Annotated in this window: 17 protein-coding genes; 1 reads left to right on the plus strand and 16 read right to left on the minus strand. The window is 71.1% G+C overall.

All coding sequences use genetic code 11. From position 1 onward, the window contains the following. Positions 1-11 precede the first annotated feature (11 nt). The 16 genes from ispG to ACIRVK_RS27915 form a co-directional block, all read right to left on the minus strand. On the minus strand, positions 12-1,169 hold the full coding sequence (ispG, locus tag ACIRVK_RS27840) for a flavodoxin-dependent (E)-4-hydroxy-3-methylbut-2-enyl-diphosphate synthase (protein ID WP_404251686.1): 1,158 nt from the start codon (positions 1,167-1,169) through the stop codon (positions 12-14). Between the two features lie 4 nt (positions 1,170-1,173). Then, positions 1,174-2,196 carry an adenosyl-hopene transferase HpnH gene (hpnH, locus tag ACIRVK_RS27845; RefSeq protein WP_404251688.1) on the minus strand — a complete coding sequence of 341 codons (1,023 nt, stop codon included), beginning with the start codon at positions 2,194-2,196 and terminating at the stop codon, positions 1,174-1,176. Positions 2,197-2,201: 5 nt separating this feature from the next. Then, the gene (locus tag ACIRVK_RS27850; RefSeq protein ID WP_404251690.1) at positions 2,202-2,843 is read right to left on the minus strand and encodes a 1-hydroxy-2-methyl-2-butenyl 4-diphosphate reductase; all 642 of its coding nucleotides are present in this window, start codon (positions 2,841-2,843) and stop codon (positions 2,202-2,204) included. Next, on the minus strand, positions 2,843-4,843 hold the full coding sequence (gene shc / locus ACIRVK_RS27855) for a squalene--hopene cyclase (protein ID WP_404251692.1): 2,001 nt from the start codon (positions 4,841-4,843) through the stop codon (positions 2,843-2,845). Before shc ends, ACIRVK_RS27850 begins: the two co-directional genes overlap by 1 nt. A 121-nt stretch (positions 4,844-4,964) precedes the next feature. Further along, complete coding sequence (locus tag ACIRVK_RS27860) at positions 4,965-6,029, minus strand: polyprenyl synthetase family protein (protein WP_404251842.1); 1,065 nt, start codon at positions 6,027-6,029, stop codon at positions 4,965-4,967. 71 nt (positions 6,030-6,100) lie between these two features. After that, complete coding sequence (gene hpnE, locus ACIRVK_RS27865) at positions 6,101-7,528, minus strand: hydroxysqualene dehydroxylase HpnE (RefSeq protein WP_404251694.1); 1,428 nt, start codon at positions 7,526-7,528, stop codon at positions 6,101-6,103. After that, complete coding sequence (locus ACIRVK_RS27870; protein WP_404251696.1) at positions 7,525-7,662, minus strand: DUF6380 family protein; 138 nt, start codon at positions 7,660-7,662, stop codon at positions 7,525-7,527. The genes hpnE and ACIRVK_RS27870 overlap by 4 nt, the downstream gene beginning before the upstream one ends. Further along, positions 7,662-8,612, minus strand: a complete 951-nt coding sequence (gene hpnD / locus ACIRVK_RS27875; protein ID WP_404251698.1) for a presqualene diphosphate synthase HpnD — start codon at positions 8,610-8,612, stop codon at positions 7,662-7,664. The genes ACIRVK_RS27870 and hpnD overlap by 1 nt, the downstream gene beginning before the upstream one ends. Further along, on the minus strand, positions 8,609-9,511 hold the full coding sequence (gene hpnC, locus ACIRVK_RS27880) for a squalene synthase HpnC (RefSeq protein ID WP_404251700.1): 903 nt from the start codon (positions 9,509-9,511) through the stop codon (positions 8,609-8,611). The genes hpnD and hpnC overlap by 4 nt, the downstream gene beginning before the upstream one ends. A gap of 390 nt (positions 9,512-9,901) precedes the next feature. Beyond that, complete coding sequence (locus tag ACIRVK_RS27885; RefSeq protein ID WP_404251702.1) at positions 9,902-10,690, minus strand: ABC transporter ATP-binding protein; 789 nt, start codon at positions 10,688-10,690, stop codon at positions 9,902-9,904. Continuing rightward, the gene (locus ACIRVK_RS27890) at positions 10,683-11,612 is read right to left on the minus strand and encodes an ABC transporter permease (protein ID WP_404251704.1); all 930 of its coding nucleotides are present in this window, start codon (positions 11,610-11,612) and stop codon (positions 10,683-10,685) included. Before ACIRVK_RS27890 ends, ACIRVK_RS27885 begins: the two co-directional genes overlap by 8 nt. Positions 11,613-11,730: 118 nt before the next feature. Further along, positions 11,731-12,603, minus strand: coding sequence for a glycosyltransferase family 2 protein (locus tag ACIRVK_RS27895; protein ID WP_404251844.1), 873 nt, complete (start codon positions 12,601-12,603; stop codon positions 11,731-11,733). A gap of 5 nt (positions 12,604-12,608) precedes the next feature. Then, positions 12,609-13,388 (minus strand): CDP-alcohol phosphatidyltransferase family protein, encoded by a 780-nt coding sequence (locus ACIRVK_RS27900; RefSeq protein ID WP_404251706.1) that lies wholly within the window; start codon positions 13,386-13,388, stop codon positions 12,609-12,611. Beyond that, a complete protein-coding gene (locus ACIRVK_RS27905; protein ID WP_404251708.1) occupies positions 13,366-14,427 on the minus strand; it encodes an iron-containing alcohol dehydrogenase family protein in 1,062 nt (353 codons plus the stop codon). Before ACIRVK_RS27905 ends, ACIRVK_RS27900 begins: the two co-directional genes overlap by 23 nt. After that, entirely contained in the window at positions 14,415-15,167 is a 753-nt protein-coding gene (locus ACIRVK_RS27910; RefSeq protein ID WP_404251710.1) for a sugar phosphate nucleotidyltransferase, read from the minus strand. Before ACIRVK_RS27910 ends, ACIRVK_RS27905 begins: the two co-directional genes overlap by 13 nt. Next, the gene (locus ACIRVK_RS27915) at positions 15,164-16,987 is read right to left on the minus strand and encodes a DUF5941 domain-containing protein (protein WP_404251712.1); all 1,824 of its coding nucleotides are present in this window, start codon (positions 16,985-16,987) and stop codon (positions 15,164-15,166) included. Before ACIRVK_RS27915 ends, ACIRVK_RS27910 begins: the two co-directional genes overlap by 4 nt. A 278-nt stretch (positions 16,988-17,265) precedes the next feature. Between ACIRVK_RS27915 and galE the strand changes: the two genes are divergently transcribed. Next, complete coding sequence (galE, locus tag ACIRVK_RS27920; RefSeq protein WP_404251714.1) at positions 17,266-18,234, plus strand: UDP-glucose 4-epimerase GalE; 969 nt, start codon at positions 17,266-17,268, stop codon at positions 18,232-18,234. Positions 18,235-18,384: the final 150 nt, after the last annotated feature.

The raw sequence follows: 18,384 nt of genomic DNA on the forward strand, positions 1-18,384 counted from the left end.
GTCCGTGCTGTTCAGCTCACGGTGACGGCCGGCTCCCCCGACGCGGCGCCGTCCTGTTCCATCTGCTCGGCGATCTTCATCGCCTCCTCGATGAGGGTCTCCACGATCTTCGACTCGGGTACGGTCTTGATGACCTCGCCCTTGACGAAGATCTGCCCCTTGCCGTTGCCGGAGGCGACCCCGAGGTCGGCCTCCCGTGCCTCGCCGGGACCGTTGACCACACAACCCATCACGGCTACCCGCAGGGGGACTTCCATGCCCTCCAGGCCGGCCGTGACCTCGTCGGCGAGCTTGTAGACGTCGACCTGGGCGCGCCCGCAGGACGGGCACGAGACGATCTCCAGGCGGCGCTGCCTGAGGCCCAGGGACTCCAGGATCTGGATGCCGACCTTGACCTCCTCGGCGGGCGGCGCCGACAACGACACCCGGATGGTGTCGCCGATGCCCTGGCTGAGCAGCGCGCCGAAGGCGACCGCCGACTTGATCGTGCCCTGGAACGCGGGGCCCGCCTCCGTCACACCGAGGTGCAGCGGGTACTCGCACTGGGCGGCGAGCTGCCGGTAGGCCTCGATCATCACGACCGGGTCGTTGTGCTTCACCGAGATCTTGATGTCCCGGAAGTCGTGCTCCTCGAAGAGCGACGCCTCCCACAGCGCGGACTCGACCAGCGCCTCGGGCGTGGCCTTGCCGTACTTCTCCAGCAGCCGCCGGTCGAGCGAGCCGGCGTTGACGCCGATCCGGATCGGCGTGCCGTGGTCCTTGGCGGCCCGCGCGATCTCCTTGACCTTGTCGTCGAACTGCTTGATGTTGCCGGGGTTCACCCGCACCGCCGCGCAGCCGGCCTCGATCGCCGCGAACACGTACTTCGGCTGGAAGTGGATGTCGGCGATCACCGGGATCTGCGACTTGCGGGCAATGGTGGCGAGGGCGTCCGCGTCGTCCTGCGTGGGACAGGCGACGCGGACGATCTGACAGCCGGACGCGGTGAGTTCGGCGATCTGCTGCAGGGTGGCGCCGATGTCGGACGTACGGGTCGTCGTCATCGACTGCACCGACACCGGTGCCCCGCCCCCGACCGGCACCGGCCCGACATGGATCTGCCGCGACACCCGCCGCGCGGCGATCGGCCGGGCCGGTACCTCGGGGACGCCCAGGGAGACGGCGGTCATCGCGTCACTCCCGGTTTCCGGCGACCGTCTCGCGCATCGCGCGCAGGGACTCCTTCAGCGAGCCCATGGTGGCGAGGACGGCGGTCGGCTCGTAGCCGCAGTGCGCCATGCAGTTGGCGCAGCGCGGGTCCTTGCCGCGGCCGTACTTGTCCCAGTCGGTCTCCTCGATGAGTTCGCGGTACGTCGGCACATACCCGTCGCTCATCAGGTAGCAGGGGCGCTGCCAGCCGAAGAGCGAGTAGTTCGGGATCGCCCAGGCGGTGCACGGGAAGTCGACCTTGCCCTCGAGGAAGTCGAGGAACAGCGGCGAGTGGTTGAACCGCCACCTGCGCCGGTTGCCGCCCGCGAAGGCCTTCTTGAACAGCTCGCGGGTCTGCTCCACGCCCAGGAAGTGCTCCTGGTCGGGGGCCTTCTCGTAGGCGTAGGCGGGCGAGATCATCATCTCGTCGACCTTGAGGTCGTCGTTGAGGAAGTTGAGCACCTCGATGATGGTCTGCGGGGTGTCGGTGTTGAAGAAGGTCGAGTTGGTGGTGACCCGGAAGCCGCGCCGCTTGGCCTCCTTGATCGCCTCCACCGCCTCGTCGAACACGCCCTCCTTCGCAACGGACTCGTCGTGCCGCTCACGCAGCCCGTCGATGTGCACCGCGAACGCGAAGTACGGGGAGGGCTTGAACAGGTGCATCTTCTTGCGCAGCAGCATCGCGTTGGTGCACAGGAAGATGTACTTCTTCCGGGCCACCAACTGCCGCACGATCTCGTCGATCTGGGGGTGCATCAGCGGCTCGCCGCCGGCGATCGACACCATCGGCGCACCGGACTCCAGCACCGCTCCCACGGCCTGCGCGACCGGCATGCGCTGCTTGAGCACGCCCGCCGGGTGCTGGATCTTGCCGCAGCCCTCGCACTTCAGGTTGCATGCGAAGAGAGGCTCCAGCTCCACGATCAGCGGGAACTTGTCCCGCTTGCGGAGCTTCTGTTCGGCCAAGTACGTAGCGACCTTGATGGACTGGCGCAGTGGCATGGCCATCTGGCTCACCTCCTGGGGAGCAGCAAAGAACGGTGCCATTCGAAGAAAGCGGGAAGTACGGAACGAAGGACGCGGAAGGCTGATATTCCACCGCGCATCGTGCCGATCCGGACCAGTTCATGTTCAGGAGCGTCCACGACCACCCGTACGGCCGCAACCGGGCGCTCGCCGGTGCGCACAGCGCTCAGGAGCGTCGCCGCCGATTCCATGTCGACCGCGATTGCGCCGGTCGCGAGCAGCTCCGACCGTTCCTGACCACGGACGACGTGATCGGAGCCGGTGAGCGGCCCGGTGTGGACGGTGCGGCCGGGCACGGCGCGCACGAGTTCCTTGACGAGCACTTCGGTGCCGACGCACGGGACTCTCCCGCGCGGGTGCCGGGTCTCCTCGGCGACGACCAGGTCGCCGGGGTGCATGCCGGGGGCGAGCCCGGCGCAGAAACCGGTGGCCAGGACGGCGGCCCCGGCGAGCTCGGGCCGGGACAGGACCCGGGTGGTGGAGACCTCGGCGGCCTCGGGTCCCATGCCGGTCCGCAGCACGGTGACCGGCCCGCCGGCCCCGCCGCGGTCGCCGGCGCGCAGGGCGAAGCGCTCGATGCCGAGTGCGCAGGCGATCAGCAGCGGGGGCGGGGCGGGCTGGGTGGTCATCAGCCCCCCTTGCCGGCGGAGGCCACGACGGACGGCTCTCCGTGCACGTACCGGCCGAGCGCGGTCAGCGGGAAGACCTGCCGGTAGAGGTGGTAGTTGATGGAGAAGTCCCAGGGGAAGCCGGTGCCGGTGAAGTACGGCTCGTCCCAGGAGCCGTCCTCGCGCTGGGTGGCCGCGAGCCACTCGACGCCGCGTTCGACGGCCTTGGAGTCCTGCTCCCCCGCCGCCAGCAGCGCCATCAGCGCCCACGCCGTCTGCGAGGCGGTGGAGGCACCCCTGCCGCTCCACTTGCTCGCGTCCTGGTAGGAGCGCAGGTCCTCGCCCCAGCCGCCGTCGTCGTTCTGCACCGACTCCAGCCAGGCCACCGCACGGCGGATCGCCGGGTGCGAGCCCGGGAAGCCGGCCGCGACGAGGGCGGGTACGACGGACCCGGTACCGTAGACGTAGTTGACGCCCCAGCGCCCGAACCACGAGCCGTCCGGCTCCTGTTCGGCCAGCAGCCACTCGATGCCCCGCCGGGTGCGCGGGTCGTGGGAGAGGCCCTCGACGGCTAGCATCTCCACCACGTGGGCGGTGACGTCGGCCGACGGCGGGTCGATGACCTCGCCGAAGTCGCAGAACGGCAGCCGGTTGGGGAACGGGCTGGTGTTGTCGACGTCGAAGGCGCCCCAGGCGCCGTTCTTCGACTGCATGCCGAGGTTCCAGCGCACCCCGCGGCCGATGGCCTTCTCCACGCGTTGCGGGTCGTGGTGTCTGACCCGGCGCAGCGCGAGGACCACCTCGGCGGTGTCGTCGATGTCGGGGTAGTTGTCGTTGTGGAACTCGAACGCCCAGCCGCCGGGCGGCAGTCCGGGCCGCTTGACGGACCAGTCGCCGGGCCGGACGATCTCCTCGCCCAGCATCCAGTCGGCGGCCTTGACGAGTTGCGGGTGATCGGCCGGAACGCCCGCGTCGACGAGCGCGATGGTGGCGAGACAGGTGTCCCACACCGGTGACTGGCAGGCCTCGATCATCCGGGCCCCGTCCTCGCGCCACACCGCGAAGCGGTCCAGGGACGCCAGCCCCTCGCGCATGACGGGGTGTTCGAGGTCGTAGCCCAGCAGGTACAGGGCGATCACCGAGTACACGGCCGGCGGCTGGATGCCACCCCAGCAGCCGTCGTTCTCCTGCCGCTCGATGATCCAGCGGGCTGCGGAGTTCATCGCGGCCTTGCGCAGTCTGCGCGGCACTACCTTGCGCAGTTGGTGCAGCGCCTTGTCCAGGCGCTGGAAGGCGCCGTCCCAACTGGCCGCCGGGGCAAGGGGCTTGGGCGGGTTGGGGTTGGCCGGGTCGGTGTGCAGTTCGTCGAGGGGGAAGGGGGCGGGCCGTACCGGCCGCTTCGCGGAGACGATCGTCAGCGGAACGATGGTCTGCCGGGCCCAGCAGCCGAAGTCGTAGATGTTCAGCGGCATCCAGTGGGGGAAGTAGATCAGCTCCGGCGGGAGTTCGGGCAGGTCCTCCCACTTCCACCAGCCGAACAAGGCGAGCCAGATCCGGGTGAAGACGCGGGCCTCGGCGATGCCGCCCCGCTCGCGGATCCAGGCGGCGGCCCTCGCCATGTGCGGGGCGTCCGGCTCGTCGCCGGCCAGGCGCAGGGCGACGTACGCCTCGATGGTGGTGGACAGTTCGCCGGGTCCGCCGTAGAAGGTGGCCCAGGTGCCGTCCGCGCGCTGCTCGCCGCGGATGAAGAGGCCGGCGGCGTGCCGGGTCGAGTCGTCGAGGATGCCCAGGAACTGCCGTAGCAGCAGATCCTCGGCGTCCATCGTCACGTTGGTCTCGAGGTCGCCCTTCCACCAGCCCTGGGCGTCCTGCCGCGACAGCAGGAACTCGGTGGAGCGTTGAACCGCGCGTACGGCGGCGTCGCGAACCCCCGCCGCCACGGGGGTGGTGCTGTCGGTTTCGCTGGCCGAGGCAGCTCGGGGCGACACGGCCCCGGTGCTTCCGTCGGTCGTCGCTGTCATGGCTTCCCCTTCGTGCAGTCGTGCGAAATCGTGCTGCTGTGGGTCCGCCGTCGGCCGGTGCCTGAAACCTCCTGTCCGGCACCGGCCGGCGACTACGCGAGGACTGTTCGACCGATAATGATCATCTCTTCCGTACGACGACGAAGTCGGCGAGTGCCGTGAACCGATCCCGCACCCGGTCGGGCATGTCGATGGCGTCGAGGGCCTCGATGGCGATGGTGTGCTGACGGCGCGCCTCCTGCGCCGTCCATTCGCGGCCGCCCGCCTCCTCGATGAGGGCGGCGCGGGCCGCGAACTCCTCCTCGGAGAAGTTCTCGAAGTCGCTGCTCTTGGCGTCGGCGGCGAGGATCTCGCCGAGCCGCTCGGCGGCGGAGCCGCTCGCCGCGAGCGCGGCCACGACCGGCAGGGACTTCTTGCGCTGGCGCAGGTCGCTCCAGGTCTGCTTGCCGGTGGAGACGGGGTCGCCCCAGATGCCGAGCAGGTCGTCGACGGCCTGGAAGGCGAGGCCGAGGTGGTAGCCGTACTTCTCCAGGGTGTCGGCGGTGCGGTCGTCGGCGCCGCCGAGCACCGCGCCGATGGAGGAGGCGCAGGCGAGCAGGGCGCCGGTCTTGTTGCCCTCCATCTCCAGGCACTCCTCGACGCTGACGCGATCGCGGTGCTCGTAGGAGATGTCCTGGGCCTGGCCGTCGATCAGCGCGCGGGTGGCGGAGGTCAGACGGCGGGTGGCGCGGCCCGCCTCGACCGTGCCGAGTTCGAGCAGGACCTCGTTGGCGAGGGCGAACAGGGCGTCGCCGACGAGGATCGCCTGGGCGGGGCCGTGCACCTTCCAGACGGTGTCGCGGTGGCGGCGCTGCTCGTCGCCGTCCATCAGGTCGTCGTGCAGCAGGGAGAAGTTGTGCACGAGTTCGACGGCGACGGCGCCGGGGATGCCGGTCTCAGGCGCGGCTCCGGTGACCTCGGCGGACAGGACCGCGAGGGCGGGGCGTACGGCCTTGCCGCCGTCGCCCTCGGCGGGGTTGCCCTCGGCGTCGATCCAGCCGAAGTGGTAGGCGGAAACGGTGTCCATGGGGGGTGCCAGGCGGTCCACGGCCGCCCGCAGTACCGGTGTGGCAAGGGTCCGGCCGCGCTCGAGGAGCGCGGTCACGTCCACTGCGGTCGCTCGAGCGGCCGTCTCGGCCGGGGGCACAGTGGGCACAGTCTCTCCTCTTGTTGCGGTACCGGGGGTGCGGGGGCCGTCCGCCGCCTGCTGATCGAGCATCACGCGGCCTCCTCGACGTCGAAGAGGTGGCGGGGGCGGGGCCGGCCCAGGGCGGCGAGAGCGGCGTCCGCCGCGCTCACACCACTGCGGACCGCACTCTCCATGGTCGCGGGCCACCCGGTGGCGGTCCACGCTCCGGCCAGGTAGAGGCCGGGGGCCTTGGTACGGGCGCCGGGCCGCAGCCGTCCGACGCCGGGGGCGGGCGCGAACGTCGCCGTGCGCTCCCTGGTCACGAAGAAGTCCTTCACCTCGGCGCCACGCGTACCCGGAAGAAGGCGTTCCAGCTCCGGCAGATAGCGCTCGCGCAGCACCGCGACCGGTTCGTCGATCTCGTCGTGCGCCGCCGACTGCGACAGCGCGAGGTACTGGCCCGCGCGCAGCCCGGAGGCGTCGGTGCGGTCGAAGACCCACTGGACCGGGGTGCCGAGGGCCGCGAAGAACGGCTTGTCGAGCACCTTGCGGTCGTAGATCACGTGGACGTTGAGGATCGGCGCGGTGCCGATCCGCAGAAGACTCTCCGGTTCGTCGAGCGCACCGGCGGGCAGCAGGTCGTGCGCCTCGCGCTGGGGTACGGCGAGCACGACGGCGCCCGCGGTGAGGGTCTCGCCGGGAACCTGAACGCTCCAGCGCCCGTTCTCGTCAGTAGAGATGGAGGTGACGCGTGTACGGACCTCGGTACGCACGCCCGCGGAGTCGAGCGCCTTGCGGGCCAGCCGGTCGTGCAGTTCGCCCAGCGGGACGCGCGCCCATCCGATGTCGGCCGCTCCCGGGTCGGACAGCAGACCGGTCTTGAACACCATCGCGGCGAGCCCCAGCGAGGCGTCGCCCGCGACCGCGTTGAGGGTGGCGACCCCGACCAGGTCCCACAGGGCCTCGACGGCCCGCGCCGACTGACCGTGTGCGGTCAGCCAGCTGCCGAAGTCCTGCGTGTCCAGGGTCGGATCGGCGAGGTCGAGCCCCTGCAGCGCGAGCGCGGCCCGGCCCACCCTGGCCCGCTCGGCGAGCGAGAGATGCGGATAGGTGGCGAGGCTGCGCCCCAGATGCAGCGGCACCGGCAGGGCGTCCCGCCGCAGTCTGCCCAGCCGCCGCCCCTCGGGCTTGTCCACGTCGAGCACGGGCACGTCGAGACGGTTCTGCAGCGGTGCGAGCGCCGCCGCCTCGATCCGGTCGAGGAACCAGCGGTAGGCGGTGCAGCAGCGCAGATAAACGTGCTGTCCGTTGTCGACGGTCAGGTCGCCGCGCTGGAAGGAGAAGGCGAGCCCGCCGAGACGCGGCCGGCCTTCGAGGAGGGTGACGCGGACGCCCGCGTCGGCGAGGGCGAGCGCAGCGGTGATTCCGGCGAGACCGCCGCCGATCACGACGGCGTCCCGCCCGGGTCGTCCCGGGATGTCGGCGACCAGTCCCTCGGACCGCGTGCCGTCGTTCATCGTGCGCCCTCCCCTGCGCGACCGCCGTGGTGGAACCGTGCACGGCCGGCCGTCGCAGTCAGGGACGCCGCCCCCGGGCGGAGGGTTGCGTGCCGCTTTTCTCCGGGGGAATCACCTTGGAGCGGTTTGTCCATCAGGCGCGCCTCCTGACGGTCCGCCGCGTCACATGCCGGGTGTCCAGGCCGGACAGCCCGCGCACGGCGACATAGGCCTTCTCCCGCCCGGGCAGCGAGACCCGGCCGCGCAGTACCGCCTCGGGGTCGCGTTCGATGCGGTCGAGCAGACGGCGGTAGATGCCGGCCATGGCGGCGACGCAGGCGCCGCTGCGCCGGTCGAGCATGGGCAGCAGCCGGTAGCCCTCGGCGAAAAGGGCGCGGGCCCGTCGCACCTCGAAGTGCACGAGCCCCGCGAAGTCGGAGCCCTCCGGCGGGTTCGGGCCGTTGAACCCGGCCGAGCACCCGAACTTCGCCAGGTCGTCGGCGGGCAGATAGGTGCGCCCGCCCTCGGCGTCCTCGCGGACGTCCCTGAGGATGTTCGTCAGCTGCAGGGCGAGCCCCAGCGTGTCCGCGTACTCGGGCGCCCGCTCGGCGCCGCGCGCGCCCGGTTCCGTACCGAACACGCCGAGCGAGAGCCGGCCGATGGCACCCGCGACACAGCGGCAGTAGACCTTGAGGTCGTCCCAGGTCTCGTAGGTCTCGCCGCGCACGTCCATCAGCACGCCGTCGATCAGCTCGTCCAGACCGCCGAGCGGGATCGGGAAGGCGCCGGCGGCATGGGCGAGCGCGACGGCGACGGGGTCGATGTCGTCCTCGGTGACCGCGCCCTCGCGCACCCGGGTCAGCAGCGCCCGGGTGTCCTCCAGTCTCGCCGCCTTGGCGTCGCCGGCCAGGTCGCCGTCGCCGATGTCGTCGACGCGCCTGGAGAACGCGTAGAGCGCCGACATCGCGCGCCGCTTCGGCGTCGGCAGCAGCCTGATGCCGTACGCGAAGTTGCGCGCCTGCTGTCCGGTGACGGTCTCGCAGTAACGGTAGGCGGCGAGTACCGGTGCGGACACGTGTGGTTCGAGCTCCACGGTCCGGATCACCCCTCTCCTCGCAGAGTCACGCCCACCTCGCGCAGCAACTGCAGCTTGCCGGGCTCGGGCGGGCCGGGAAGTACGTCGTAATCGGCGGCGGCGATCGCTCGGACCGCCGCCCTTCCCCCCGCCACGAACCCCGCGAGCAGCAGCTTCAACCTGCCGTGGACGCTACCCACCAGGGGGGCGCCTTCATTCAGGAGACCGCGGGCGCGTTCTGCTTCGTACGCGACCAGTGCGCGCACCGATGCGCCCGCGGTGGGTGCGGCGAGATCCGCCTCCTGGACATGGAACCTCTTCATGTCCTCGGCGGGGAGGTAGACGCGGTCGCGGCCGAGGTCCTCGGCCACGTCCTGCAGGTGTTCGACGATCTGGAGAGCGGTGCAGATCGCGTCCGACAGGCGGACGCGCTCGGGCGTCGAGGTGCCGGTGACGGACAGGACCAGGCGGCCCACGGGGTTGGCCGACAGCTCGCAGTAGGCGAGCAGGTCGTCGTAGGTCTCGTAGCGGCTGACGAGCTGGTCCTGGCGGTTGGCGGCGATCAGGCCGCGGAAGGGCTCGGGGGTGAGGGAGCGGCGGCGCACGGTGGGCTGCAGGCGGCGCAGCAGGGGGTGGCGGGGCTCGCCGGTGAAGACCAGGTCCAGGTCGGCCTCGAAGGCGTCCAGGAGCAGCAACCGGTCCTCGGCGTCCCGGGGCGACACGCCGAGCAGCCTGGCATCGCCGCCGCCGGGGGCCAGGTCGCCGTCGCCGATGTCGTCGACGAGGCGGGCGAAGCCGTAGACGGCCATGAGGTCCTCCCGCCAGGCCCTGGGCAGGAAGAAGGGCGCCACGGGGAAGTTCTCGCCCGCGGCCTTGTCGAGCGTGCCGCGCTCCGGATCGAGGGGGCGCGACGTGCCGGTTCCCGTCACCGCTCGCTGCCCGTGGCGGGGACGGCACAGGCTGCTGCGTTGAGCTGGGGAGTTTCCGTAGCCATTGCCGTCACATCTCCCGTTCTACACCGCCGACCCAATACACACTATTTCGGACACGCCGCCCGGCCGTCCGCGCGGCCGCCCCGCTGGTGGGTGTCGCGCATTATCGCCCCACTTTGCCGCGTTTCGGGACCGGTACAGCTTACGTTGTACAACGCAGTGAGCTTCGCTGGGGTGTCCTGCACATCACAACAACACACCGATTGGTGTCAAGATTCCTTGGGTGAGCCCGAGTTGACGTTTCCTTTGCAGACGCGGGGCCCCGCCGCGAAGGTTGCGACGGGGCCCGGCGATCCGCTGGGGCAGGTGTGTCCAGGTGGGGGTGGGCTACTTGCCGGTGAACTTCTCGTACTCCTTGAGGACCTCTTCGGTGGGCCCGTCCAGGCGCAGCTCGCCGCGTTCCAGCCACAGGACGCGGTCGCAGGTGTCGCGGATCGAGTTGTTGTTGTGGCTGACCAGGAACACCGTGCCGGCCGTGGCGCGCAGCTCCCGGATGCGTTCCTCGGAGCGCTTCTGGAACTTGCGGTCACCGGTGGCCAGCGCCTCGTCGATCATGAGGACGTCGTGGTCCTTCGCGGCGGCGATGGAAAACCGCAGGCGGGCCGCCATGCCGGAGGAGTAGGTGCGCATCGGCAGGGTGATGAAGTCGCCCTTCTCGTTGATCCCGGAGAAGTCGACGATGTCCTGGTAGCGCTCCCTGACCTGCTCGCGGGACATGCCCATGGCGAGGCCGCCCAGGATGACGTTCCGCTCACCCGTGAGGTCGTTCATCAGGGCCGCGTTCACGCCGAGCAGGGACGGCTGGCCGTTGGTGTAGACCTTGCCGCTCTCGGCGGGGAGCAGCCCGGCGATGGCGCGCAGCAGGGTCGACTTGCCGGACCCGTTGGAGCCGATCAGGCCGACCGCCTCGCCGCGGTAGGCGACGAAGGAGACGCCCTTGACGGCGTGCACCTTGCGCACCCCGCGCTCCTCGCCGCGCTTGAGGATCCTGCTGAGGGCGGCGGTGGCGCTGCCCTTGCCGGTCTTGGCGCCGTGCACGCGGTAGACGATGTGCAGTTCGTCGGCGATGACGGTGGGAACGCGCTCGCCCTGCTGTCCGGTGTTCTGCTCAGCCACGGCCGTACCTTTCCTCCGCCTTCCAGAAGTACACGAAGCCGCCGAGGGCGAACAGCGCGGCCCAGCCGCCGGCGACCGCCCAGACGTGGTCGGGCAGGTTCTCCGAGCCGTAGCCGTCGATGAGGGCGAAGCGCATCAGGTCCATGTAGATCGCGGCCGGGTTCCACTGCAGGACGGTCGCCACCCACTGGGGCTTGTCGGCCAGCATGACCGGGATGGAGAACATCACGCCGGACGCGTACATCCACGTCCGCATCACGAAGGGCATCAGCTGCGCGAGGTCCGGGGTCTTGGCGCCCGCCCGGGCCATGATCAGGGCGAGCCCGGTGTTGAACAGGAACTGCAGGGCCAGCACCACCGGGATCAGCAGCCAGGACAGGTCCGGGTAGCTCCCGAAGCCGGCCGCCACGGCGAACAGCACGATCATCGAGTAGAGCAGCTGCTGGAGCTGCTGCAGCGCGAAGGAGATCGGCAGCGAGGCGCGCGGGAAGTGCAGCGCGCGCACCAGGCCGAGGTTGCCGGAGATCGCCCGCACACCCGCCATCACCGAGCTCTGCGTGAAGGTGAACACGAACACCCCGGTGACCAGGAACGGGATGTAGATGTCGCGCGGCAGGCCGCGGTTCGCCTTGAGGAGCAGGCCGAAGATGAAGAAGTACACCGCCGCGTTCAGCAGCGGGGTCGCCACCTGCCACAGCTGGCCCAGCTTCGCCTGGCTGTACTGGGCGGTCAGCTTCGCCCGGGAGAAGGCCAGGATGAAGTGACGCCGGTTCCAGAGCTGGCGGACGTACTCGACGAGGGAGGGGCGGGCACCGCTCACGCTCAGCCCGTACTTGGAGGCGAGCCGGCGCGCCGGGAGGTCCTCGTCGGGCGGCACGGCCGCGACCGGGGCGACCCTGCCTTCGTGCGTTGTCTCACTCACTGGTGGGTAACTCTCGTCCTCGTGATGGCCCGGTCGGTGCGGGCACGGCATGAGCCCCGGTACCCGGACGGGGTCCGACGGCTCCGTTGAACGCGTGTGCTCTTCGGATACGAGCTTGTCAGATCACGGGAGGCCGGCCCAGTCGGGTCAGCCGCCACACGGTACGCCACTTCATCGGCCGGCGGGGGCCGCACGGCGTGCTCCAGCCCTCGCGGAAGCCGCCGAACCAGGCCCTGAGGGCGGGCCCCGAGGGACGGCGGACGAGGGTGAGCAGCATCCAGACCCCCAGGTAGACGGGGACCAGCGGCGCGGGCAGGTTGCGGCGGGCGAGCCACACGCGGTTGCGGGCGACCATGCGGTGGTAGACCGCGTGCCGCGAGGGGGCCGTCGTCGGGTGGTGGAGCACCATGTCGGACCGGTAGTCGATCATCCAGCCGGCGTCCAGGGCCCGCCAGGCGAGGTCGGTCTCCTCGTGGGCGTAGAAGAACTCGTCCGGCAGGCCGCCGACCTCGGCGAAGACCTGGGTGCGGACGGCGTTGGCGCCGCCGAGGAAGGTGGTGACCCGGGAGGAGCGCATCGGGTCCTTGGCGCGCAGCCGCGGGACATGCCGGCGCTGGGTGACCCCGGAGTCGGGGTCGGCGATGCGGAAGCTGACGATGCCGAGTTTCGGGTCGGCCTCGAAGGCCTGCCGGCACAACTCGGCGGTGTCGTGGCCGGGCAGGAGTCCGTCGTCGTCGAGGAACATCAGGACGTCGACGTCACGGCCGCTGGGACCGAAGGCCTCGATGCCGACGTTGCGGCCGCCGGGGATGCCGACGTTCTCGGGCAGTTCGACGGTCCGGACGCCGTCGGGGACGTCCGGGACGGGCGAGCCGTTGCCGACCACGACCACCTCGACCGGGTCGCCGTCCTGCTTGGCGACCGAGTCGAGGAGGGCGCGGAGTTCGTCGGGGCGGTTGCCCATGGTGATGATCACCGCGCCGACCTTCATGGCGCTCACTTCAGCCTGCTGGAGGCGAGGATGGACACCAGGTGCAGCAGGGTCTGCAGCAGCGCGATGCCGGCCAGGACGGCGACGCCGAGCCGGGAGAAGAACAGGTCGCCGCGCACTTGATCGACGATCGCCAGGACCAGGATCAGCAGCGACGCCTCGATGCCGAGGATGAGCCGGTGGAACCGCAGCAGCGACGCGGCCCTGCGGGCCAGCGCCATGCCGGAGGAGCGCATCTCGGCGGCGGCCTCCTTGACGGGCGGCAGCCCGCCCTGGTGCCGGGCGACGCCCACGAGGTCGGTCTCCGCCTTGATCAGGATCGCACCGAGCGCGGCCAGCGTGCCGAGGAAGGCCCACAGCCAGTCGACACGGCCGCTGCCCCACAGGTCGGCGGCGCGCAGTCCGAAGCCGACGAGCACGGCCGCGTCGGTGAGGTAGGCGCCCACGCGGTCCAGGTAGACACCGTTGAGCGAGTACTGCTTCTTCCAGCGGGCGATCTCACCGTCGACGCAGTCGAGGAGCAGGTACATCTGGACGCAGACCACGCCGAGCACGGCGCCCGGGATCCCCGGCACCAGCAGCGCCGGGGCGGCGAGCACGCCGAAGACGGTCATCAGGTACGTGAGCTGGTTGGGCGTGACCCTGGTGTTCACCAGGTAGCGGTCGACCCGCAGGGACACCTCGCGCATGTAGAGGCGTCCCATCCAGTGCTCACCGCTGCGCCGGTCCTTGACCCCGACGGGGTGGACGACCGGACGGAGTTCAGCTACCGATGGCCTTGACATAGTCGGCGTAGATGTCCTTGATCTGGTCGGTTTCGAGGTCGAGGTGTTCGAGGATGGTGTAGCGGCCTGGCCGGGTCTCCGGCGCGAACTCCACCGCGCGGACGAACTCGTCCGCCGTGAAGCCGATCTCCTCCGGCAGCACCGGAAGCCCGTGTCGGCGCAGCACCCCGGCCATGTGGGCCGCCTGCTCGCGCGCGCCCCGCAGGTACATGGCGAAGGCGGCGCCGAGGCCGCACTGCTCGCCGTGGCTCGCCGCGCGCTTGGGGAACAGCAGGTCGAAGGCGTGGTTGATCTCGTGGCAGGAGCCCGACGCCGGACGCGAGTCGCCGGAGATGGACATCGCGACGCCGGTGAGCACCAGCGCCTCCGCGAGGACCTGGAGGAAGTCGTTGTCGCCGACCGAGCCCGGGTGCCGGAGCACGGCCTCGCCGGCCTGCCGGGCCATGGCCGCGGCGAGCCCGTCGATCTTTTCGCCCTTGACCCGGTTCGCGAGCTCCCAGTCGGCGACCGCGTTGATGTTGGAGATCGCGTCGCCGATGCCCGCGCGCACGAAGCGCACCGGGGCCTCGCGGATGACGTCGAGGTCGATGACGGCCGCTATCGGGTTGGGCACACCGTACGATCCGCGGCCCGCGTCGTTGTCGAGGGTGGCGACCGGTGAGCACAGGCCGTCGTGCGCGAGGTTCGTCGGTACGGCCACCAGCGGCAGCCCGATACGGGCCGCGGCGAACTTGGCGCAGTCGATGATCTTGCCGCCGCCGAGCCCGACGACCGCGTCGTAGTGGCCGGCCTTCATCTCGCCGGCCAGCCGAATCGCGTCGTCGAGGGTGCCGCCGCCGACCTCGTACCAGGTGGCACCCGGCAGCGAGGGTTCGAGGCGCTCGCGCAGCCGGGCGCCGGATCCGCCGCTGACGGCGACGGCCAGCCGGCCGGAGTGCGAGATGCGCTCGTCCGCGAGCACGCAGGCCAGGTCGTCGAGGGCACCCGCGCGGATGTCCACGACGACCGGGGAGGGAATCAGCCTCGTCAGTACTGGCACGCGATCTCCCGTCCGCGGGCGAGATCGTCGTGGTTGTCGATCTCGACCCACTTGACCTCGCCGATCGGCGCCACGTCGATCCGGAAGCCGCGGTTGACGAGTTCCTGGTACCCGTGCTCGTAGAACTGCTGCGGGTCGGTCTCCCAGACGGTCTTCAGGGCGTCGGCCAGTTCGGGGGCCGCGTCGCCCTCGATGAGCGTCACGCCGATGTACTCACCGGTCGCCTCGGCCGGGTCCATCAGCTTGGTGATCTTCGTCATGCCCTTGGCGGGGTCGACGACGACCTTCATCTCCTCGTCGGCCAGGGACTTCACCGTGTCCAGGGCGAGGATGATCCGCTTGCCCTCGCCACGCGCGGCGAGCAGGGTCTTCTCGACGGAGACCGGGTGGACGGTGTCGCCGTTGGCGAGGATCACGCCGTCCTTGAGGGCGTCACGCCCGCACCACAGGGAGTAGGCGTTGTTCCACTCCTCGGCCTTGTCGTTGTCGATGAGCGTGAGCCTCAGACCGTACTTCTGCTCCAGGGCCGTCTTGCGCTCGTACACGGCCTCCTTGCGGTAGCCGACGATGATCGCGGCTTCCGTGAGGCCGATCTCGGCGAAGTTGCCGAGGGTCAGGTCGAGCACCGTGATCGAGTCCGCTATGCCCGCGGGCCCCACCGGCACCAGCGCCTTGGGCAGGCTGTCGGTGTAGGGGCGCAGACGCCGTCCGGCGCCGGCCGCGAGCACGAGGCCGATCATGCGGGTTCTCCTTCGTCGTGTACGGCGGGGGCGCCACCCTTGTGGGCAGCCACCCAGAAGCGGATGCTCTCGACGAGCACCACCAGGGCGACGGCCACGGCGAGGACCGTGAGCGCGGCCTTGAACTGCGCCGCGGTGAGCGCGGCGGCCAGGACGGTGACCAGCAGGGTCCGTCCCTCGTGCCCCCCGATGGCGCGCACCAGCCAGGCCGGGGGCGCTCCGGCGTTGCCGCGGATGCGGTACACCGTGTCGTAGTGATGGTAGGCGACGGCCGCCACCAGCCCGAAAGCCGCGGGAAGCGCTCCCTTCACGTCCGCCTCGGCCGCGAGGACCAGGACGGTGCCGTATTCGGCGGCGCGCAGCAGCGGGGGGACGAGCCAGTCGAGGGCGTCCTTGAGGGGACGGTGCAGCGCCTGGCCTGCGGTGCACGCGTAGACCAGGGCGCCCGCGACGGGGGCCCAGGTGACGCCGGAGAACAGGGAGACGGCGAGGACGGCCGTGCCGGCGGCCGCCACCAGCAGCGGGGCGCCGAGGCGGGCGCGCGTGACGCGGGCCACGAGGGAGGCGAGGGGGCCGTTGTCCGCGAGGTCCGCCAGCGCCGTCGCCGCCCGGTCGGTCCGCCGCGCCTTCCGCGTCAGCGACCGCAGAACCCGGCCCGCCGTCGTGTACGTCGCCGCGAACGCGCAGCCGGCGAGCAGGGCGTAGAAGGTGATGCGCGGGGTGGTGACGGCTGTCAGGACGGCGATCATCGCCCAGCGCTCGCCGATCGGCAGCACGATCATGCGCCGCATCCACACCGTCCAGCCGACGCCGTCGAGCTTGTCTGAGAAGGCCGCCGTGGGGCTGGTGTTGCCGGTGGCGTCAGTGCCTACGACGTGCGCCTCGTTGAAGGAGAAGTCGACGACGTGGCGGCAGGTCTGCAGGACCATCGCGCCGAGGGCGAGCGCCCAGACGTCGTCGCCGCCGCGGGCCGCTCCGAGGGCGAGGCCCGCGTAGTAGGCGTATTCCTTGGCCCGGTCGAAGGTGGCGTCCAGCCAGGCGCCGAGGGTGGAGTACTTGAGGGCGTAGCGGGCGAGCTGGCCGTCGGTGCAGTCCAGGACGAAGGAGCAGATCAGCAGCGCGCCCGCGGCGACGAACCCGGCCCGCGTGCCGGTGGCCGCGCACGCCGCCGCTATGAGCGCGGTGAGCAGGGAGGCCGTGGTGACCTGGTTGGGAGTCAGGCCGCGGCGCGCGCACCAGCGGGCGATGTAGCGGGAGTAGGGGCTGATGAAGAACGTGGTGAAGAAGCCGTCCCGGGACTTCACGGCGGACTTCAGGCGTACCGCCTCGTCGTCGACGTTCGCCACGGCCTGCCGGGCCTCGTTGCGGGCCTGCGGGTCGGTGGGGACGGCGGCGACCAGGCCGCCGAGCTCGGGGCGGTGCACGTCGGCACCGTCGTCGCCGAGCGCGGTGACGAGGCGGTCGGGGAGGCTGTCGACGGCGAGCGCGATCCCGCCGCCCGTCGCGTCCTCGCGGGCGGTCGCGTCCTCGCGGGCCAGCACGCGGGTGATCGCCGACCGGCTATCGGGCCGCGCGGTGAGGGCGCCCGGGATCGCGGCGAGCGGGAAGCGCGGGTCGGTGAGGCCGAGGCGCAGGGCGTGCAGGTGACCGACGAACCGGGCGTCGACGAGGGCCACCCGCTGGTCTTTCGGCGTCTGGGCGATAAGTCGCTCGGTGTGGGCGGCGTCGACGGCGATCCGGACCTCGAAGCCGAGGGACCGCAGATCGGCCTCGATCGAGGATCCGGGGACCGGCTGTCCGGTGAGGATGGCGGTCGACAACCGAACTCACTCCCTGGGTGCCGACGCGGGGGCGCCGGTCATGTGCACGATGGGCGCGCCCGTTGGCGGTACCAGGCGGGCGGCATGTCGGCAGAGGCTATCGGATGGCTGCGGAGCGCCGTTCACCGCCCGTTCACGGGCCGATCAGCGGTGCCTCCCCCGGCCTTTGCCGCGATCATCATCGGTGATCGGGGGGCCCGCCCACAAACCGCCCCCCACAGAACGGGCATTGGGGACATCGGGTCGCGGCGTGCCGTGTCGGCATAGGGTGGTCGACCATGACATGGCTGATCATGGGCGGTGCTGGATACATCGGGGCGCATGTGGCGCGGGCGCTTAAGGGCGCGGGAAGCGAGGTCGTCGCCCTCGACGACCTCTCGACCGGGTATGCCGAGCGGCTGCCGGCCGACATCCCGCTCGTCGAGGGCTCCGCCCACGACTCCGCCCTGCTCAAACGGGTGTTCGCCGAGTACGGGGTGAGCGGCGTGGTCCATCTCGCGGCGCTCAAGCAGGTAGCCGAGTCGGTGGCGAAGCCCACCCGCTACTACGAGGAGAACGTCGGCGGTCTCGCTCGGCTCCTGGAGGCCACCGGGGAGGCCGGGATCACCCGGTTCCTTTTCTCCTCCTCGGCGGCCGTGTACGGCAACCCGGACGTGGACCTGATCACGGAGGCCACCGCGTGCGCCCCGGTGAACCCGTACGGCGAGACCAAGCTCGCCGGCGAGTGGCTGGTCCGGGCGGCGGGCCGGGCGCACGGCATCGCGACGGTGTGCCTGCGCTACTTCAACGTGGCGGGCGCGGGCGCGCCCGAGCTGGCCGACCGGGGCGTCTTCAACATCGTCCCGATGGTCTTCGACCGGCTCACCCGCGACGAGGAGCCGCGGATCTTCGGCGCCGACTACCCGACGCCGGACGGCACCTGCGTGCGCGACTACATCCATGTCGCCGACCTCGCCGAGGCGCATCTCGCCGCGGCGCGCCGATTGGAGTCGGACGCGAGCGGCGACCTCACGGTCAACATCGGTCGTGGCGAGGGCGTTTCCGTACGCGAGCTGATCGCGGTGATCGGCGAGGTGACCGGTGAGCGGCGCGCTCCGGTCATCGAGGGCCGCCGTCTTGGCGACGCGCCGCGCGCCGTCGCCTCCGCCGAGCGGGCCGCAGCGGAGCTCGGCTGGAACGCCCGGCTCGGGGTGCGGGAGATGGTGGAGTCGGCCTGGCGTGGCTGGCGGCTGCACCAGGGCGCCTGACCCGGGCGGTTCCCACCACCGGGTGCCGGGCACGATCACCTACCGGGCCCTGTTCGGCGTCCGACCGGTCGCGGCCGTGGTCCGCGCCGCGCGCGGGACATGCGGGCGTGCCGTGAAGTGCCGGGAGTGCCTGATTCGTACGGCACACTT

The sequence above is a fragment of the Streptomyces sp. NPDC101152 genome, from assembly GCF_044768275.1.
Lineage (GTDB): Bacteria > Actinomycetota > Actinomycetes > Streptomycetales > Streptomycetaceae > Streptomyces.